This window comes from Parabacteroides sp. ZJ-118 (assembly GCF_011038785.1).
Lineage (GTDB): Bacteria > Bacteroidota > Bacteroidia > Bacteroidales > Tannerellaceae > Parabacteroides.
On sequence record NZ_JAAKDT010000039.1, the window covers coordinates 11,304 to 30,599 of the forward strand.

Genomic DNA, 19,296 nt, shown 5'->3' on the forward strand with positions numbered 1-19,296 from the left:
CCGCGAGTTTGCCCGGTAAGCCTTATCGCTAAAAGTCGGTCGGGTTCGTCTTTTCCATCTCCTGCAGGTAGCCGCACGCCGCTTCCACCGTGGGGACGTCCTTGATCACGATGCTCCGCTTGCCGTTCTGCTCCCGGAGGTTGCACACCCGGGGATGCCTCTGGATAAAGCCCAGCAGCTTGCCGAACGCCTCGCTTTGGTAATACGGGCTATCCGGCTTGTTCACCAGGAAGAGGCTCATCTGCCCTTTCTTCAGGATCACTTTCTCCATGCCCAATCGCTTGGCCATACGACGCAGGCGCACGATCCGGATCAACTCCTTGCCCTCCTTCGGCACGTTGCCGAAGCGGTCTTTCAAACGTTCGGTAAAGGCGAGGATATCGCGTTCCTCCTCCATGCTGTCCAGCTCCCGGTACAGGGAGACGCGCTCCGAGTCGTTGGGGATGTAGGTGGGAGGAAACATCAACTCCAGATCGCTCTCGATATAGGTCTCCCGGACGTACTCGCGGCTCGTATCCCGGAGCTCCTCGGCGCTCTCCGCCGCGTAAAGGTCGGCGAATTCATCGCTCCTCAACTCGTCCACCGCCTCCTCCAGGATCTTCTGGTACGTCTCGTAGCCCAGGTCGGCGATGAAACCGCTTTGCTCGGCGCCCAGCATGTTACCGGCTCCCCGGATGTCGAGGTCTTGCATGGCGATATGGATGCCGCTGCCCAGCTCGGAGAAGTTCTCGATCGCCTGCAACCTGCGCCGCGCCTCCTGCGTCAGCGAGGTGAGGGGCGGGGAGAGGAGGTAGCAGAAGGCTTTCCGGTTGCTTCGTCCCACCCGTCCGCGTAGCTGATGGAGGTCGCTAAGCCCGAATTGCTGGGCGTTGTTGATGATGATCGTATTGGCGTTGGCCACGTCGATGCCGCTCTCCACGATGCTCGTGGCGATCAATACGTCGTACTCGTAGTTCACGAAATCGAGGATGATCTTCTCCAGCTTCTCCGGCTCCATCTGCCCGTGCCCCACGGCCACCCGCGCGTCGGGGACCTCCCGCCGTACCAGGGCCTCCATCTCGTAGATGTTCTGGATACGGTTGTTGATGAGGAACACCTGCCCGTTCCGGCTCATCTCGAACAGGATCGCCTCGCGGATGATGTCGGGATTGAAACGCTCTACCTCCGTCTGCACGGGATAGCGGTTGGGGGGAGGCGTGGTGATGCTGGACAGGTCTCGGGCCCCCATCAAGGAGAACTGCAAGGTGCGGGGGATCGGGGTGGCCGTCATCGTCAGGGTGTCCACGTTCACTTTCAGCTGCCGGAGCTTCTCCTTGACGGATACCCCGAATTTCTGCTCCTCGTCGATGATCAGCAAGCCCAGGTCCTTGAAATGCACGTCCTTGCCGACGATCCGGTGGGTGCCGATCAGGATGTTCACCTCGCCCTCGCGCAGCTCTTTCAGGATGGCCTTGATCTGCGCGCCCGTACGGGCGCGGCTGACGTAGTCGATCTTGCAGGGGAAATCCCTCAGCCGTTCGCGAAACGTCTGGTAATGCTGGAAAGCCAGCACGGTGGTAGGTACCAGCACGGCCACTTGCTTATTGTCCGATACCGCCTTGAATGCCGCGCGGATGGCCACCTCGGTCTTCCCGAACCCGACGTCTCCGCAAATCAGCCGGTCCATCGGGCGGGCGCTTTCCATATCCGCCTTGACCTCGGCGGTCGCCTTCATCTGGTCCGGCGTGTCCTCGTAGATGAAGCTGGCCTCCAGCTCATGCTGCATGAAGCTGTCCGGCGAGTAGGCGAAACCCTTCTCCCGCCTGCGCTTGGAATAGAGGAGGATCAAGTCGCGGGCGATATCCTTCACCTTCGCCTTCGTACGTTCCTTCATCTTTTCCCAGGCGCCCGTGCCGAGCTTGCTCAGCTTAGGCGGATCGCCGCTCTCTTTCCCCTTGTATTTCGATAATTTATGCAGGGAATGGATGCTGACGAATATAATGTCGTTGTTCTGATAGATCAACTTGATGGCCTCTTGTATCTTGCCGTTCACCTCGGTGCGCACCAGGCCCGCGAACTGTCCTACGCCATGATCGATATGTACGATATAATCCCCCTGCGAGAACTGGTTCAGCTCCTTGAGCGAGAGGGTGATCTTTCCGCCCCGGGCCTTGTCGCTTTTCAGGCTGAACTTGTGGAAGCGGTCGAACAATTGATGGTCGGTGAAAAAGCAGACGCGCAGCGTATCGTCGGCGAATCCCTCGTGTATCGTGCGGTTCACGGCGGTGAAGGGGATGGGGTCGTCCCGGTCCTCGAAAATCGTCCGGATGCGGTTGGCCTGTTTCTCCTGGTCGCTCAGTATATATAGCGCGTAGCCCTGGTCGAGGTATCCATGGAAAGATTCGCTCACCCGGTCGAAATTCTTATGATAGATCGGCTGCGTCCGCGTGGAGAACTGGATGGTAGCGTCCGCCGTCCCCATCGGCCGCGCCCCGAAATGGACGCGCCGGAAGTCCAACACCTCCCGCAGGAACTCCTCCGCCTGGACCAATTTCCTCCGCATCTGGTCGATATCGGCGAAGGATTCCTCGTCGGCTACCACCGGATCGTCGTTCCATACGCTTCCGATGCGCTCCTTGCACCACGCGAGGTCTCTCGCCGCTATGCAGGTGTTCCGGGGAAGGGAGCCCAGCAAGGAGGTACTCTCCCGGGTGTTCTTGCTCATCTCCGGGACGATGTAGACGCTGCTCAGTTTCTCCTTGCTCAGCTGCGTCTCCACGTCGAACGTGCGGATGGTCTCCACCTCGTCGCCGAAAAAGTCGATACGGTAAGGGAACTCATAGGAGAAAGAGAAGACGTCGAGGATACTGCCCCGGATGGCGTACTGGCCCGGCTCGTAGACATAATCGACCGGCTCGAAGCCATACTCGTCCAGCACGTCGGAGACAAACATGTTATCCAGCTTCTCGCCCACGCTGATCTTCAAGGTGTTCTCCCGCAATACCTCGCGGGCCACGACTCGTTCCGCCAAGGCGTCCGGGTACGTGACGATCACGAAAGAGGCCTCCGGGTCTTGCAACCGGCTGAGCACCTCGGTACGCAGGATCTCATTCGCCGGATCGACATGCCCGTACTTGATGGCCCTCCGGTAGGCGGACGGGAAGAAATAGACCTTATCGCTGGCGGTAAGCTGCATCAAGTCGTGATAGAAATAGCCGGCCTCCTCCAGGTCGTTCAACACACACACATAATTCCCCCTTCCTTTCGTGAAAAGAGAGGCGATCGTCATCGCCGGACCCGAGCCGTTCAGTCCCTTCAGGAATATATCGCGGGACGTATCGTTTTCCAGTAAGGTGTCCAGCGCCGCCACTTGCGGGTGGGCGGCATATAGTCTCAATAATTCTTGTACTTCCAAAGCGGTATCTTGTTTCCGCGAAGGTAACCTTTTTGCGCAAAAAAACAGGCCGCGTTATCCTAAATCAATTAAAATATGTACCTTCGTCCCGGTAATTGATTCAAAGTATATGTCAGACAGTATCGTCATTATTCCTACATACAACGAGAAGGAGAATATCGAGCCTATCGTCCGTGCCGTGTTCGGGCTGGAGAAAGCGTTTCATATCCTGGTGATCGATGATGGCTCCCCGGACGGGACGGCGGCCATCGTGAAGGAGCTGCGGAAGGAGTTCCCCGAGCGTCTTTTTATCGTGGAACGCAAAGGGAAGCTGGGGCTGGGTACCGCCTATATCCGGGGCTTCAAATGGGCCATCGCGCATAAATATGATTATATTTTCGAGATGGACGCCGACTTCAGCCACAATCCCAATGACCTGCCGAGATTGTACGCCGCTTGTACCGAGCAGGGCGCCGACGTGGCCATCGGGTCGAGGTATTGCAACGGGGTGAACGTGGTGAACTGGCCGCTGGGCCGCGTGCTGATGTCCTATTTCGCCTCGGTGTATGTCCGCGTCGTCACGGGCATGAAGATACAGGATACGACGGCGGGCTTTAAATGCTACCGCCGCGAGGTGCTGGAGACGATCGATCTGGATCGCGTCCATTTCAAGGGATACGCCTTCCAGGTGGAGATGAAGTTCACGGCATATAAGTGCGGCTTCAAGCTCGCGGAGGTGCCGATCATCTTTATCAACCGCGCCTTGGGTGTCTCCAAGATGAACTCCTCGATATTCGGGGAGGCCCTATTCGGCGTCCTTCAATTGAAATGGTGGAGTTTCTTCAGGAAGTATCCGACGAGACCCGCGAGCCTGTCCGGAGGAAACAGCCTTTGACCATTCGATAGCATAAGGAAGATGAACAAGACAGTAATCCAAAATCCGAGAATCATCAACGAGGGCCGTTCCTTTATCGGCTCGGTGTTGGTGGAGGGAGATAAGATCGCGGCGGTGTTCGAGGGGGAGCTCCCCGAAGAGGTGCGCGCCGGGGCGGATCAGGTGATCGACGCCGCGGGAAAATGGTTGATGCCGGGCGTTATCGACGATCAGGTGCATTTCCGGGACCCCGGGCTTACCCATAAGGGGGATATCGGGACCGAGAGCCGCGCGGCCGTGGCCGGTGGCGTGACGACCTTCATGGATATGCCGAACACGAAGCCGCAGACCACGACGATCGCCGACCTGGAATGGAAGTTCGACCGTGCCGCCGAGGTCTCCCGCGCGAATTATTCCTTCTTCTTCGGCGGGACAAACGATAATATGGACGAGATCCGCAAGCTGGATCGTAGCCGCGTGCCGGGGCTGAAACTCTTCCTCGGCTCGTCTACGGGGAATATGCTGGTGGATCGGAAAGACTCGCTGGAGCGTATCTTCGGCGAGGCGGGTATGCTGATCGCCATCCACGCGGAGAAAGAGGAGGTGATCCGGCGCAATATCCGGTATTACACGAACCTGTATGGCGAGGATCTGGATAGCTCTTTCCATAGCAAGATCCGTAGCGAGGAGGCCTGCTACCGATGCTCGGCCGAGGCGGTTGAACTGGCCACCCGCCTGGATTCCCGCTTGCATATCCTGCACCTCTCCACGGAGAAGGAATTGTCGCTGCTTGGCAACCATCTTCCCCTGGGCGAGAAAAAGATAACCGGCGAGGTCTGCGTGCACCACCTGTGGTTTCATGACGGCGACTACGCCCCGTTCGGCAATCGGATCAAGTGGAACCCCGCTATCAAGACGATCCGGGACCGCGCGGCGCTGCGTGAGGCGGTCAATAACAATACGATCGATATCGTGGCTACCGACCATGCCCCGCATCTGCCGGAAGAGAAGCGAGGCTCTTGCCTGAAGGCGGCTTCCGGGGGGCCGCTTATCCAGCACTCCCTGATCGCGATGTTGGAGCTGGCGATGGAGGGCCGTTTCACGTACGAGAAGGTGGTCGAGAAAATGGCGCATTTGCCGGCGGAGCTGTTCCGCATCGATAGGAGGGGATACATCCGCCCCGGATACTACGCCGATATCGTATTGATCGATCCGGAGCAGACCTGGACGGTATCGAAGGAGAATATCTTGTACAAATGCGGCTGGTCTCCTTTCGAGGGCTATACGTTCCACCATGGCGTATGGAAGACCTTCGTGAATGGCGAGCTGGCTTATGGCGATGGAGCGGTGAATGACGCCGTAAGAGGTAAGGAGGTTTGTTACCGAGAGTCGTAGAGACAGGGGGCGGTATGTGTGTTGTCCCTGTCTCCTCCTAGCTATCGGATATCGATCAATTTATGGGTTTGCAGGCTTAGTCTCCACCGGGGATGCCGGAGGATGTAATCCACTACCTCTTCCGTGTTCCGGCAGGAGCAGGGTTGCAGGAAATGGTACCGCGCGGGGATTTCCGCGTACGCGGACAGCTCTTGCCCGGTATAAACCACCTTTATCTCGTCGATCTTCTCCAATACCACCGGAGCGTTCTCCTTGGGCGAGCAGGTCACCCAGTCGATGCCGTCCGGCAAGGGGCGTGTGCCGTTGGTCTCGACACAGATCTGTTTCCCCGCCTCGCGTAAGCGGGATATAAGCGCCTTGTCGATCCAGAGGCCCGGTTCTCCTCCTGTCAGGATCACCATCCGTGCGGGAAAGGAGGATACCCTCTCCACGATCTCCTCGTCTGTCATCATCACGCCCTCCTCGTGGCGGGTGTCGCAGAAGCTACACCTCAGGTTGCAACCGGAGAAGCGGACAAATACGGCGGGAGTCCCCGTATGGAACCCCTCGCCTTGCAAGCTATAAAATATCTCGTTAATCTTTCTCATAGATCGCCGTGTTACCCTCAGACTCTTTTACCTCTACCTTGAAACAAGACGGGATCTGGTCGCATACCCAACGGGCTATGTTCTCGGCCGTCGGGTTGAAAGGCAGGATATCGTTCAGGTTCCCGTGGTCCAACCGGGATTTCACCGCGTTCTTGATATGGCTGAAATCGATCACCATGCCATCGGCGTTTAGTTCCTTGGAGCGGCAATAAACCGTGATCATCCAATTGTGACCATGTAGATTCTCACATTTGCTGGGGTAGGACAATCTCAAGCTATGGGAAGCGGAGATCTCCATGCGTTTAATTACGGTATACATACTATAATACTATTGTTTATGCGATGAATACGAATGTGCCTGATGTCACCTCGGCACACAAAAAATCCCGGACAGTCGTCCGGGACGCGAATATACGAAATATTCAGTTCGCTTGTACGATACTTGTACAGGATCGATAGGGGCGCGGGAGACGGTACGTCGCCGGCTATGCCTCTTCTTGGTTCAGCACCTTCATCGAGAACAGGAAGGTCGTCCCCTTGCCCTCGCCCTCGGACTCGAACCAAAGCTTTCCCCCATGAAGTTCCACGAAATCCTTGCAAAGCATCAATCCCAGACCGGAGCCTTTCTCGTTCTTCGTCCCGTAGGTCGTGAAATGCGAGTCTTGTTTCAAGAGCTTGTCTTGATCCTCCTTCTTGATCCCCTTTCCGGTATCTTTCACGCAAACGGTCACGAAGTCCCCCTCGTAGCGCGAGGATAAGGTGATCGTGCCTCCCTCGAAACTGAACTTCATGGCGTTGGAGACCAGGTTGCGGATAATCGTCTTGAGCATATCGATATCGACTAAGCCTACCAGCTCGTTATCCAGATTCTCCAAGACAATCTTCACGCCTTTTTGCGCCGCCATCGGGATATACATCTTGGCCGTACTGTCGATAATACTGTTTATGTCGGTCAGCTGCTTATATATGTGTTGCTTGTTCAGGCGGTTCTTGGCCCATTTCAGCAGATTGTCCAGCAAGAGGAAGATCTCCTCGGAGGTCTTGTTCATCATCTGGATCATCTCGTACACCTCGTCGCCTACCCGCTCCTTGTCCACCATCATCAAGATGGCGTTATTCATCATCTTCAACGAGCCTAGCGGGGAACGCAGGTCATGGGCGATGACGGAGTACAGCGTATCCCTGGACTCGATCGTCTTCTCCAGCTCGGCCTTGATGCGCTTGATGCTGTAAAGCTCGTAGCGGTGGGCTACCCTTTTTACCAGCTCCTCGCGCTGGAAAGGCTTTGTGACATATTCGATGGCGCCCAATTGATATCCTTTCACGATACTTTGCATATCGTTTAGGGCGGACATGATAATCACGGGTATATCGGTAGTCTCGGGATTGCTCTTCAGACGTTGGAGGACCTCATATCCGTCCATCTCAGGCATCATGATATCGAGTAATATCAGATTTGGGTGTTTTTCGTTAGCTATGCGCAGCGCTTTTGTCCCGCTGTCGCAAGTCAGGAGCGTATATCCCTCTTTCTTCAGTATGGCTTGTACCAGCATGACGTTCGTGGGAACATCGTCTACGATGAGAACTTTATACTCTGAGGCTAACTTATCCATAGTATTTAAATTGCATTCCATTTTTCCTGATATTCAAACAACATCAGCAGCGCAAAAGTATGAATTAAAGTCGATATGTAACGATTTTATCCGTCTATTTTTTTTTTTTTCTATCCCGCGCCTCGTCTGGCTTTTTCCCAAGCGCCCGTGCCCTTATGCTTAGCGAGATAGCTATACCCTCGCAGGACATTAATATTCATGAATAAAAAGTAATAAGGGACGAATAACAACTTGTTTCGGAGGTTCCGTCTTTCCATTTTATACCCCAGGTATCCCAGCAGGTAAAACGCCAGTTGCAGGACCAGGACGACGGTGTAAAGCGCATGCCCGGTACAGCGGGCCAGGAGAAGGTTGAGGGGCAGGAGGGCGAAGAGCACGATCGGTGTCAGCGTCCAGCGCAGTACCCGGTGGCTGATGTACTGGAAGCTCAGTATCCCGTACCGGAAGATGTTCAATAATCCCCGTAGCCGCCATACCGATTGCAACCCGCCGGCCGATATGCGTACTTTCCGTTTCTCCTCTTCCCGCATGTTCAGCGAGGCGCTCTCGAGGGCGTACGCCTCTTTGCTGTAGGCGATCTTGTAGCCTTTCATCGCTATGCGCAGGGAGAGGATGAAATCGTCCAGCAGGGTATCCGGGGGCATCTGCTCGAAGAGGGAGGTACGGATGGCGAACAGCTCGCCTGCCGCCCCGACGGCGGAGTATAACCGGTAGTCCAGTCGCTTGAGGGTGGACTCGTATTTCCAGTAGATGCCTTCCCCGGCGGTGGCTCCCTGACCGGCTTGTATCTCCACCCGTTTCTCTCCGGCCACGCAACCCACCCGCGGGTCGTCGAACTGGCGTATGATCTCCTTGATGGCGCCCTTGTTCAGCATCGTGTTGGCGTCGGTGAAGATGACGTAGGGCGTCTTGACGTAGGGGAGTGCCCGGTTCAAGGCGGCGGTCTTGCCTTGTCGCCGCGGTTGGTATAATACGGTGACCTCCGGGTACTCGGCGAGTCGCTCGTTCGTATGGTCGTCGCTGCCGTCCGTGATCCAGACCAGTCTCAGTTTATCCGCCGGATAGTCTAGCTCCCCGCAATTCATCATCTTGCTTGCCACGATCGCCTCTTCGTTGTAGGCGGCTATCAGCAACGTAGCCTCCGGCAGCGGCTCTGGAAGGTGGGGGAGCCGGGGCTTTACGAACAGCTCCTTGATCTTGACCATGAGGTACAATACGATCCCATACCCCAGATAGGTATAGAAAACGATCCCGATCCCGATCCAGAAAAGGATCTCAATGACTTGACAGCTCTTTTCCATAATTCATATCCTTGTTGATTGCGATTAATCCGTTTATTAACCCTTTGACTAACGCCCCGATCAGCCGGAATCTCCCCTTTACGAGATAGATCGAGAGGTGTTTCGGGAAAGCCATCAGGGTTTGGTAGATGTATGAGTAAATTCTTTCATCCCTTTTATCGATCGATCGTTTGGCGAATAAAAGGCGGTTGCGGGTATGATAATAGACCTGAAGCGGACTTTGTTTCCCTACGCTCATGCTCTCCTTATGACAGATGACAGAACGGGGTTCGTACCGGATCTGGAACCCTGCCCTCTGTATCTGGACACACCAATCCAGTTCTTCGTAATAAAGGAAATAAAACTCCGGCATCAGGCCGAATTTCATGAGATCGGCGGCGCGGATCATCATGGCCGCGCCATGGGTAAAGGCGGTCTCGCCAGGTTTGTTGAATTGTCCTTGGTCGATCTGTCCATACCCTATATTGCTATTGCGGAGGGTGACCGGGCTCATGGGCGTAGAGCCTGCGTATTGCAACCTCTGTTTCTCCGGCCAACAAACTATTTTCGGGGATACGGCCCCGATGCGCGGATCGCTGTCCAATGCGTTCACCAAGTTTTCCAATACGGGACAAGTAATGATCGTATCATTATTAAGAAACAATAAGTACTCACCTTTGGCCTGTGATATCCCGAGGTTATTACCTCCGGCGAATCCAAGGTTTTTCTCACTCCGTATAACCTGTATGTCTGGAAACTTGGATTGGAGAAGCGTATGTCCCAAAGGGTCGGTAGAAGCGTTATCTATAATAATGATCTCATAGCGATAAGTCTCATGGGCAGCCAGGGATTCAATCATCTCGACGGTATCTTTCAATCCATTGTAATTGATCGTGATAATGGAGACTTTCTTAATCATGGCTTTCTTCTTCTTTTTTTATCGTTATGTCATGTGGAGTGCTCTGAAAGCTCGTATCCTTGTTCTTTATCCGGATTAACGAGGCTATATATCCTTTTGTCAGGATGGAAAAAAGGAGGGGAAGCTTCGACAGGCTCATGTAAAGTTTCCGTGTATGCATCTTGCGGGGGATGGCCAGCCCATAAGTGAGGACTCCTCCCGCGATCAGCGCGAGCCATTTATAGGCGAGGTGGATATCTTGTATGCTCCAGATCAGCGTGAAGATGACAGGAATGAGGATTTTCAGTATCCGTGGAAAAGGAACCCATTGAAGGATCTTATCTACGTAATTCCTGTTCAGCGAATGCTTGTTGAAATGCTTCAAGATGAGGCCGAACGCTATCACTTGGGCGTGGAACCAGCGGGAGCGTTGGCGGGTCATCACCTCCTTCCGGGAGGTTTTCTCGTCGTATACATATATATTGTCCGCATAATCGACGAAGATATTTTGCGAGGCCAAGAGTATCTCCAGTTCCTTATCTTCGGCGAATGTCTCGCATTTCCTCATGTGTGCTTTGAACCATCCGAGATCGAATACCATACCGGAACCGATCAAGGAGGAAGATATCCCCACATTGACACGTCCTTTCCTGAAAATCGTATTGTTGATTTCCTCCGCGAGCCCATCCCAGATCGCTATAGGCGTATTCTCGTTCTTGAGCGTCCGATGCGCCTGAAGGACGATGTTATCTTGGGTGACCTTGTTTATACGGGTAAGGAAATCGGTCTCTGTTATATTATCCGCGTCCATGATCACGACCTTGTCCGCGCCATCGCCTATATATTCCAATGCGTACGAGACGGATTTATGCTTCATGCTGTGCTCGAAGTCAGGCGTAAGCAGCTCGATCGGTAATTCGGCCAATGCCCTGTTCGTCTCCGGGCGCATATGATCGGATACTACGATCACCCGGTATTTATCCTTCGGGTAATCCTGCCTGATAAAGCTCTTGACAGACTCGAGTATGACGGCATCCTCCTTATAGGCAGCGAATATCACGGCAAAAGTCTGGAATCGGATATACTTAGACTCCCCGCGCGTTCTTCCCCAAAAGGAGGCGAGCGTGAAGAATAGGTCATAGCCGATGAAAAGGGCCGTAAGAGTAAAGAAGAATAGATCAATACAGATTAACACAATCGCATTCGTTTTTCGCGAAAATAGCATAATTTTCAACAACTTTTTCTTATCGGTGGTTTTTTTGCCATATCTTCTCACGGTTCTTTCATTTCTTCCGGTTCATCAAAAATGTTCTTGCTTATTCCACGCAATGTGCTACCTTTGCCGTAAAATGGTACATATTATGAAGCACTGGTACAATCGCTATCTGCAAATTTACGGGAAGAATTTTGATGAGACCGCTTATGCTGACATCATTACCCAAGTTCGCCAGAATCTGAAAAAGCTGCAAAGTGACCATCCGGTTGTCACGGTCTCGGTCATTGCTTATAATGAAGAGAAACATTTGTTGGCCTGCCTGTGGAGCCTGAGTGAAATGAAGACTCGTTATCCGATTGAGATTATAGGAGTTGACAATGGCTCTCAGGATAGGACTGCCGATATTTATCGGGCGGTAGGCGTGCCCTGTTATACGGAAACAAGGCATAGTCCGGGTTATGCTCGTTCTTGTGGGCTGCTCCAAGCCCGTGGTAAATATTTTGTGAATATAGACTCTGATACTCTTTATCCATCTACCTATGCGGATGCCATGGTTGATGTGATGGAAAAAAATCCCCGTGTGGTAGGGGTAAGTGGCACATGGAGTTACTATCCGGATAAGCATCATTCACGCATGGGGATTTTCTTTTATACTTTTTTTCGCGATTGCTATTTGTGGTTGCAGTCGTTCAAGCGGCCTGAATTGAGTGTGAGGGGAATGGTTTTTGTTCATCGTACGGAGGAGGCGAGAAAAGTAGGCATTCGTACTCATATCATACGTGGTGAGGATGGAGCTTTGGCGTTTGGCCTCCGCCAATATGGGAAACTTGCTTTTCGGCGCGATGCCCGTGTAAGGGCTGTCACCGGTTACGGGACAGTGGGATCCGGGTCTTTGGCCGGTAGTTTTTGGGTGCGTGTTCGTCAGTCCTTGGGTAATCTGAATCATCTTTACACTTCAGCTACAGAGTACAAGGATAGAGAATCCAATTTGATAAAGCACGAGTAGTATGTGTCAAAATCCGAAAGTATTCCTATTCAATGAATAATGCATAATGAGGACGAAAATAAGCCGATGTCATAGACTCCTCATAAGAGGAAAGCGAAGTTTCCCTAAGTCCGGCCTCAGCGGACGGGCGTGAAGCGAAGAGACCGTAGCGAGCGTGCGGAGCATCCCTGTTTGAGCGTAGCGAGTTGGGATGCGACAGCGAGCGCAGGTCTCGAAGTAGCCCGTCAGCGTCAGCCTTGACCTTTTGGTTACTTTTGGGTCAAGCCAAAAGTAACATTAACATGAGACACGCTGATAACCGGCGTTTTCTTACGCTGCCCATTGTAAGCTCCCTTGAATAGGCATTGTAAGAAGCTTACGATAGGCATTCAAAGAAGCTTAGAATAGGCATTCAAAGGAACCCGGAATAGGCATTCAAATTATAGTCAACCGCCTCAGGTTCTCCTAGGAAACTTTCAAACTTTCATTCTTTCAAACCTCCTTTTCTCTCACACGTGCGCACGTGCGAGAACAAGTCGTTCTTCATAATTGTACATGTTACGCACACTCGTGCGTCGTGAGGGAATGACAGTGTTCGCTTCTATCCGAGACTATAAATGATCGATCGCTTTCAGCACCTTTCCCATTTGCGTTTTCCATGATAAATCTTGAATTGAATGCCGGATCTCTTCCGGGCTATATTTTTGTTGCCTATAGAAGGAAATGATCCAGGGAATATCAATGGGACTCTCGTCTGCACTTACCTTGAGGATATAAGGCTTGTCCTCAAAGTCGCTATCGATCTCGGAGTAGATAAAGGGGAGTCCCCGTGCGGCATATTCCCTGTTTTTTAATGTCTTGATACGGGTGATTTTACTTCGGTGGCGGGCGAGGCTGCCGATTCCCACGTCTGCGTTCTCGAACAGGGCATCCAGCTCTTCTCCATGTTGGGCTCCATGGAGGATAACGTATGGGCTTAACCGGGTGTTGTGCCGTAAAAGAGGGAGAATGGAATTTTCTTCCTGTTTCCCGAAAAAGTCTCCGACCAAATGAAAATAGACCTTGTATTCAGGATCGTTTGCGTAATAATTTTGCAATCCGAGTATCAGGCGGTCAAATCCATGATAGAGATGGATTTCCGCTACACCGATCAGGTGAAGTTCGCGGATCGTATCATTCCGGTGCTGTTTCAGTTTGATACGGGAAAAATCTATCCCATTTGATATTCGTATCGTATCTATCCCGAATATTTGCTTGTATTCGGTAAAAGTAACGATACGGTGTAACTGCTTGGCTAGTTGCCGGCGAAAACATTTATCGATTAGCAATTCCAGGTTCTTGAGGGATATGTTATCCTCGTGATCGTATGGATAGGTTGGTATCTCCATGATGATCCGGATATTCGCTTCCTTCATTTTCCGGGCCATGCGGATGGTGAACGGGTTGGCGTTATGATCCGATCGCATGTAAACAAGCTCTACCCTGTTCTGTATAGCATATTGGGCGATGGAGTCGAACTCGATACGTTTCAATATCTTTCCCTTTAGTCCGTTCCCATATTTACGTATAGGCATATCATCCACCCAACGTGTCTTGTAGCCATTCTCATCAGACGAGAAGTAGCACAAATGTACCTCATGTCCCAGCTCTCTCAGTGCGTCTATCTGATAAGATATTTTCTTGCTGATGCCGTTCGCCGGATTGAAACCGTGGAAGACAAGGAATAGGATATTCATGTTCGTTTTTTATTAGGCTTTGATAAAACGTTTGAAAAGCAATAGTAGTAAATTCTTCGTCGAGACATATTCCCGGTATTTCCGGATGTATTGGCCGGCCACGTACAACCGGTCTTTCAAGGGGAGGCGAAAGGATAACCAGGCGGCTGCGTCGAGCATCTGGAAAAGGTATTTATCTAGGGTCACCTTTGTTATCGGATGATCGCTGGCGTAAGCTAGGAGATGATCGCTAACGATAAAATAGCAATCCATGTTTCTCCGGGAGAATCGCCGGGTCATGGTTGAGTCTTTCCTGAGCCTCCTCTTGAAAAAGCGGTCGTTTATGCGCATTATGCGTCTTGCTTCCAAGTACAATACGCAGGTGAATAATTGATCCTCATGGATGATTCCCGGAAGGAACAGGTTCTTTGTCTGCCTCAAATGGTTCAAGTTTATGAAGTTAAGACAGGGGGAAGGGGAATAGCATTTGTTATCCAACAGGATATTTAATAGGTCGATTCCGTTGTATAGCTCATTCTCATCCGTATGGCCTTCACGGTCGTACGTTAGGTTCATCGAGAAGTCTTGTCCCTTATTCAGGATATCTGCGTCGAAGAAAACAAAATCAAGGTTGTTCTTCTCGCATTTATCGAGACAGGTCTTCAAAGCCTTCGGCTCGAGATAGTCATCGCTATCCATAAAATAGATATAGCGTCCGGAGGCGAGCGCGATCCCCCGGTTTCGGGCGGCCGATTGGCCTTGGTTTTCTTGCGAGTATATTTGGATCCGTGTATCTTCTTCCGATAATTTTTGAATGATATCAAGACTGGTATCGGTAGATCCGTCATTGATGATGATGATCTCCGTGTCCCGTAAGGTTTGATTCATGATGGAACGCACGGCTTCCTCCACGAACACCTCTGTATTATAAACGGGTATGATGATACTTACTTTTGGGCTTGACATGGTGTGTTCAATGTTTGTATTCCCGACTGACATGGCGAAAATAGCAATAAAATCGGAGAGACTCACACCTTTGGTGGAATATTTTCAGTTATGGAGCATTTTGAGGCTCTTTTGTCAAACCTATGCGATTAAATACATAGATTCAGTTCCCATTAAACTACTCCATTGATTCTCGAATAATTCGCAAAGTTTGTTTCTTTTGTCCATCGTCCCTTTCCATTAAAGTTAGGATGAACAATGATGTTACCTTTTTGAGACTTAACGTATCCATAGTATAATGCCTCATAAATTTTACTGTGTTATGGTTTCTTGCGAAAGTCTGCCAAGCCGTTCTCTCAACAATTTGCCATACTTTTCTTTCAGATCAGCACTTAGAAACGAGTTTTGAATGACTGCTTCAAACTTGGGTAATAGCTTGATATACTTATTTATCAGTCGTTCTACAATCACATTCTCTATGCCTAAAGAGGCTGCCGATTTGATAAAATCTTCCCTCTGTAGCTTCTTCTTCCGACCATTCAAGGTCAATGCCAGCTCTTCATCATCTTTTGGATTGATGATAGCTGCATTCAGCAAGTCGTAAGCTGGAGTCAAACGCATCTTATCCGCTACTTCATACAAAGAGAAGTTTTTCAAGTGCATATCGTTGTTCCCTGTCAGCCAAGAGAAAAGCACCAACTCGAAGAAATTGGTAACATCCATTTTGGGCACAGACGAATATTTCAAAACAGCTTTACCGATACGCTCATAACTGCTCTTGTATTTATGCTCTGTTTGTCTTTCTGTCAGTTGGCACATATCTTCCATCGCAATCTTCTCTCCGGCAGGAGTCCTGTCTATTCGACGGGTAAGATAGCATAGCGTATCATCCGCCATCCGCATCAACGTGTGAGGAGCCACATCCATACGTGCCACCTCAGCAAGATGCATCGTCAAATCCTCTACTTCCGGCATCATTTCATATTGCGAAGTCTGCGGCTTACAAATATAACCTCCCCAAGGCCCGACAATAGTCAATCGCTTACTACCCTCATGCTCATTCAAATGCAAGGATAATTTTGGCTGAACACCGGTCAAAGAGGTTTGGTCTTGAATGATTTGGAGGGCAAGTTGGTCAAGCTGTTCTGTCGTGTAATCAAGAACCGGCAATTTTGTTGTTCCGAAGAACTTCTTGACACAAGCCGGGTGCATATCCTTTTCCCCTTTTAGAAGCGGGCGATAACAATATAAACAATTACACATGGCCCACCTCCTTTTCTTCCATAGGAACGACGCTTACCGCTCCGATACAATCCTTGCAACAGGTCAGTAACAACGACATCCGGTCGAGAATACTGATGTCCGTGTTCTGCAATACAACATCCAACAACCACCCTTCAGGAATCAAGCCATCGAAAAAAGGGAATAACACAGGACTTGTATATGCTTCTTCTTGCAAAGGCAATGTCAGGCTAACTGCCTTTGCCGTTTCCGAAGAGAAATACTCCGGCAAATAGCGAAACTCATATCCTACATCGTTTTCTGTCAAAATCCCTGCCAATCGGTCTTTGTAAAATATATAGGCTTGTTTCATTGATTATTAGATTTTATAGTGGCAACCATTTCATAATTGAAGAAGTCAAGAAGCTGGTTCACCTTATCAAGGCGCAATGTTTCCTTCTCTTGTTCAAGGTCACGAACAAAGCGCAACCCTACACCCGACTTCAACGAAAGTTCTTCTTGCGTCAGATTATACTGCTTTCTCAATATCTTGACCGTAGTAGAGAGATTATTCATAAGCATCTAACTTTATACCTTTTCGGGTACAAAGTTAATGCAGATATTCGATATTATACCATAAGGGGTATAATTTATTGCTTTATTAGTGCTGTTATATCAGATAAGGTATAATATAATACGATTCAGACCACTGATAGCGGACATTCCACAAAAGGACTGAAAGGAAGTGGTACAACACGTATATGCAAAACTACTACTGGTGCGATAAAATTGCGTTAGTTTAGAAATCATCAAATAAAGAGAGACCTTTGACATTTTGGTTTGAATTGGTTGAGAAGTCTTGCCTGGTTATCAGTTGCCGTAAATCGGCACGCTCCACCTTCGGACGGGATACCCAGAATGCCTGCGACTGATTGAATTTGAACAATGCTTTGAAGTCGACATACGCCTTGTCCATGACATAAAAAGCGTAGTCATGATTTATCGCACGTGAATAATTTTGTTTATCGGGAAGATCCATTATCTTTGTGGGAACGAACCGATAAAAGGAAGAGATCATGGAAGGACTAGATAGGCGATTATACCCGATAGGGATCCAGACATTCTCGGAAATCCGGGAGGGTGATTATGTGTATGCCGATAAGACGGATTTGGTCTATCGGTTGACGCATTCGGACTCGAAATATATCTTCTTGAGCCGTCCCCGCCGTTTCGGCAAGTCGTTGCTGACCTCCACACTCCGTAGCTACTTCGAGGGCCGTAAGGAGCTGTTCGAGGGATTGGCCATTGATCAACTGGAGAAGGAATGGACGAGCCATCCGGTGCTTCATTTCGACATGAGTACGGCCAAGCATACAGATAAGGAAGACCTGATCCTCGAGCTGGAGAGGAAGCTGATTGACTATGAGGTCCGATATGGCCGCGGAGAGGGAGAGATCAAGGTGAACCAACGGTTGGAAGGTCTTATCAAGCGTGCTTATGAGCAGACGGGGCAAAAGGTAGTGGTCTTGATCGATGAATACGACGCTCCGCTCTTGGATGTGGTGCATGAGGAGAAGGACCTGCCCCTGTTGCGCAACGTGATGCGCAACTTCTACAGTCCGTTGAAGGCCTGCGATCCCTACCTTCGTTTCGTCTTCCTGACCGGCATTACGAAATTCTCCCAGTTGAGTATCTTCAGCGAGTTGAACAATATCAAGAACATCAGCATGCTCCCTGAATATGCCACGCTCTGCGGCATCACGGAGGAGGAGATGCGGGAGCAGATGGGCGAGGGGATCGACCGGTTGGCTGTCAACCTCGGCATTACCCCGGAAGAGGCTTTGAAATCATTGAGACAGAATTACGACGGATACCATTTCACCTGGCCTTCGCCTGATATCTATAATCCCTTCAGCTTGCTGAATGCGCTGGCTGACGGTCGTATCGACTCCTACTGGTTCGGTAGCGGAACTCCTACTTACCTGATCGAGATGCTGCGTAAGTTCCATGTGATCCCGCAGGAGATCGGTAATCAGGAATGTGTGGCGGCCGACTTTGACGCGCCAACGGAACGGATGGCAAGCATCACTCCGTTGTTGTACCAAAGCGGCTATATCACGATCAATAGTTACTCAGCGTTCTCGGGTTTGTATCAGTTGGATATTCCGAACAGAGAGGTGCGGATCGGGTTGATGCGCAGCCTGTTACCCAACTATGTGCAACGTCCTGCCGAGCTAAACACACTGGTAGCCAAGATGGCGGAGAAGATCTACAACGGTGACATGGAGGGTGCGTTGCGGTTGATGCGCACGGTTCTCTCTACGATCCCCTATTGCGAAAACACGCATTATGAGGGGCATTACCAGCAATTGCTTTATGTGATTTTCACGCTGCTCGGCAATTATGTGGATGTGGAGGTCCGTACACCAAAGGGTCGTGTGGACATGGTACTCTGCACACCTTCCGCACTTTACGTGATCGAGTTGAAACTGGACCAGAGTGCCGATGCCGCCATGGAGCAGATCGATCTGAAGGAGTATCCCGAACGTTTCGCCCTCTGCGGTCTTCCGGTGGTGAAGGTGGGGATCAATTTCAGTACAGAGAAGCGTACGATCGAAGGGTGGAAGATTGAGGAATGAACGGCCGTTCAAAGTCCGCTTCAAGACCTGCCCCGGTATCACAGTGCATTGCAGTTCCCTAATGCGACGAAGGCTGAGCAAAAGAGTATGTTAGGAGACTTGCTCCACGCACCTAAGATACTTTACCAACGCACCTAAGATACTTGGGGGATGGACCTAAGATACTTTTTATACGAAACCAAAGCCTAATCGCATGACGGATAGCGTTTCCTCCAATACATTTTTTATGATTCAAGAATACTACTGGTGCGATAAAGGACAACTCCGTGCCCGGCTCTTTAAATTGACTTTAAACAAAAGAATCATGTCCTACACAAGTTTATGTGCTGGATATTTTGTATTTTTACCGTATCCGTCCGAAACCGTCCGACTTGTTTTTTTAAGTTCAAGTCAGGCTTAGATTTTGTCTTCGAAGTTGCAAGGGAGGAGACCGGTTAGTTGAAGTTCTTCCATGTCCGGCCTTATATTCTCCAGCGTGTGTTTCAGCCAGCGAAAAGGGTTTACGCCAAGGATTTCACAGGACACCATAAAGGTATAGAAGATGGCGTTGTCTTC

18 protein-coding genes are annotated in these 19,296 nt (G+C 50.6%); 4 read left to right on the plus strand and 14 right to left on the minus strand.

The window, feature by feature from the left end:
• Positions 1–28 precede the first annotated feature (28 nt).
• The gene (mfd, locus tag G7Y39_RS10715) at positions 29–3,394 is read right to left on the minus strand and encodes a transcription-repair coupling factor (protein ID WP_165157467.1); all 3,366 of its coding nucleotides are present in this window, start codon (positions 3,392–3,394) and stop codon (positions 29–31) included.
• Positions 3,395–3,503: 109 nt separating this feature from the next.
• On the opposite strand from mfd, the gene G7Y39_RS10720 reads away from it, so the two are divergent.
• Both G7Y39_RS10720 and G7Y39_RS10725 read left to right on the plus strand, forming a co-directional pair.
• Complete coding sequence (locus G7Y39_RS10720) at positions 3,504–4,268, plus strand: polyprenol monophosphomannose synthase (RefSeq protein ID WP_165157468.1); 765 nt, start codon at positions 3,504–3,506, stop codon at positions 4,266–4,268.
• Positions 4,269–4,289: 21 nt separating this feature from the next.
• Positions 4,290–5,642, plus strand: coding sequence for a dihydroorotase (locus G7Y39_RS10725; RefSeq protein WP_165157469.1), 1,353 nt, complete (start codon positions 4,290–4,292; stop codon positions 5,640–5,642).
• A 41-nt stretch (positions 5,643–5,683) separates the two neighbouring features.
• Here the strand turns inward: G7Y39_RS10725 and G7Y39_RS10730 are convergent, their stop codons facing one another.
• The 6 genes from G7Y39_RS10730 to G7Y39_RS10755 form a co-directional block, all read right to left on the minus strand.
• Complete coding sequence (locus G7Y39_RS10730; protein WP_165157470.1) at positions 5,684–6,229, minus strand: radical SAM protein; 546 nt, start codon at positions 6,227–6,229, stop codon at positions 5,684–5,686.
• The gene (locus tag G7Y39_RS10735; protein ID WP_165157471.1) at positions 6,216–6,548 is read right to left on the minus strand and encodes a 6-carboxytetrahydropterin synthase; all 333 of its coding nucleotides are present in this window, start codon (positions 6,546–6,548) and stop codon (positions 6,216–6,218) included. Before G7Y39_RS10735 ends, G7Y39_RS10730 begins: the two co-directional genes overlap by 14 nt.
• Before the next feature lie 166 nt (positions 6,549–6,714).
• Positions 6,715–7,842 (minus strand): hybrid sensor histidine kinase/response regulator, encoded by a 1,128-nt coding sequence (locus G7Y39_RS10740; RefSeq protein ID WP_165157472.1) that lies wholly within the window; start codon positions 7,840–7,842, stop codon positions 6,715–6,717.
• A 110-nt stretch (positions 7,843–7,952) separates the two neighbouring features.
• Positions 7,953–9,143 (minus strand): glycosyltransferase family 2 protein, encoded by a 1,191-nt coding sequence (locus G7Y39_RS10745; protein ID WP_165157473.1) that lies wholly within the window; start codon positions 9,141–9,143, stop codon positions 7,953–7,955.
• On the minus strand, positions 9,118–10,041 hold the full coding sequence (locus G7Y39_RS10750; protein WP_165157474.1) for a glycosyltransferase family 2 protein: 924 nt from the start codon (positions 10,039–10,041) through the stop codon (positions 9,118–9,120). The genes G7Y39_RS10745 and G7Y39_RS10750 overlap by 26 nt, the downstream gene beginning before the upstream one ends.
• Positions 10,034–11,215, minus strand: coding sequence for a glycosyltransferase family 2 protein (locus tag G7Y39_RS10755; RefSeq protein ID WP_241160003.1), 1,182 nt, complete (start codon positions 11,213–11,215; stop codon positions 10,034–10,036). The genes G7Y39_RS10750 and G7Y39_RS10755 overlap by 8 nt, the downstream gene beginning before the upstream one ends.
• A gap of 166 nt (positions 11,216–11,381) precedes the next feature.
• On the opposite strand from G7Y39_RS10755, the gene G7Y39_RS10760 reads away from it, so the two are divergent.
• A complete protein-coding gene (locus G7Y39_RS10760; protein ID WP_165157476.1) occupies positions 11,382–12,242 on the plus strand; it encodes a glycosyltransferase family A protein in 861 nt (286 codons plus the stop codon).
• A gap of 590 nt (positions 12,243–12,832) precedes the next feature.
• On the opposite strand, the gene G7Y39_RS10765 is transcribed toward G7Y39_RS10760, so the two are convergent.
• The 6 genes from G7Y39_RS10765 to G7Y39_RS10790 all read right to left on the minus strand — a co-directional run bounded on the left by G7Y39_RS10765 (position 12,833) and on the right by G7Y39_RS10790 (position 17,078).
• Entirely contained in the window at positions 12,833–13,957 is a 1,125-nt protein-coding gene (locus G7Y39_RS10765; protein ID WP_165157477.1) for a glycosyltransferase family 4 protein, read from the minus strand.
• 12 nt (positions 13,958–13,969) lie between these two features.
• A complete protein-coding gene (locus G7Y39_RS10770) occupies positions 13,970–14,902 on the minus strand; it encodes a glycosyltransferase (protein ID WP_241160004.1) in 933 nt (310 codons plus the stop codon).
• Between the two features lie 291 nt (positions 14,903–15,193).
• The gene (locus G7Y39_RS10775; protein WP_206225163.1) at positions 15,194–16,144 is read right to left on the minus strand and encodes a HipA domain-containing protein; all 951 of its coding nucleotides are present in this window, start codon (positions 16,142–16,144) and stop codon (positions 15,194–15,196) included.
• Positions 16,137–16,475, minus strand: a complete 339-nt coding sequence (locus G7Y39_RS10780) for a HipA N-terminal domain-containing protein (RefSeq protein WP_165157479.1) — start codon at positions 16,473–16,475, stop codon at positions 16,137–16,139. The genes G7Y39_RS10775 and G7Y39_RS10780 overlap by 8 nt, the downstream gene beginning before the upstream one ends.
• The gene (locus G7Y39_RS10785; protein WP_165157480.1) at positions 16,472–16,678 is read right to left on the minus strand and encodes a helix-turn-helix transcriptional regulator; all 207 of its coding nucleotides are present in this window, start codon (positions 16,676–16,678) and stop codon (positions 16,472–16,474) included. The genes G7Y39_RS10780 and G7Y39_RS10785 overlap by 4 nt, the downstream gene beginning before the upstream one ends.
• 223 nt (positions 16,679–16,901) lie before the next feature.
• Positions 16,902–17,078 carry a hypothetical protein gene (locus tag G7Y39_RS10790; RefSeq protein ID WP_241160005.1) on the minus strand — a complete coding sequence of 59 codons (177 nt, stop codon included), beginning with the start codon at positions 17,076–17,078 and terminating at the stop codon, positions 16,902–16,904.
• A gap of 100 nt (positions 17,079–17,178) precedes the next feature.
• Here G7Y39_RS10790 and G7Y39_RS10795 point away from each other — a divergent pair, with 100 nt between their 5' ends.
• Positions 17,179–18,741 (plus strand): ATP-binding protein, encoded by a 1,563-nt coding sequence (locus G7Y39_RS10795; protein WP_165157481.1) that lies wholly within the window; start codon positions 17,179–17,181, stop codon positions 18,739–18,741.
• Between the two features lie 396 nt (positions 18,742–19,137).
• Here the strand turns inward: G7Y39_RS10795 and G7Y39_RS13925 are convergent, their stop codons facing one another.
• Entirely contained in the window at positions 19,138–19,269 is a 132-nt protein-coding gene (locus G7Y39_RS13925) for a transposase domain-containing protein (RefSeq protein WP_370520362.1), read from the minus strand.
• Positions 19,270–19,296 lie beyond the last annotated feature (27 nt).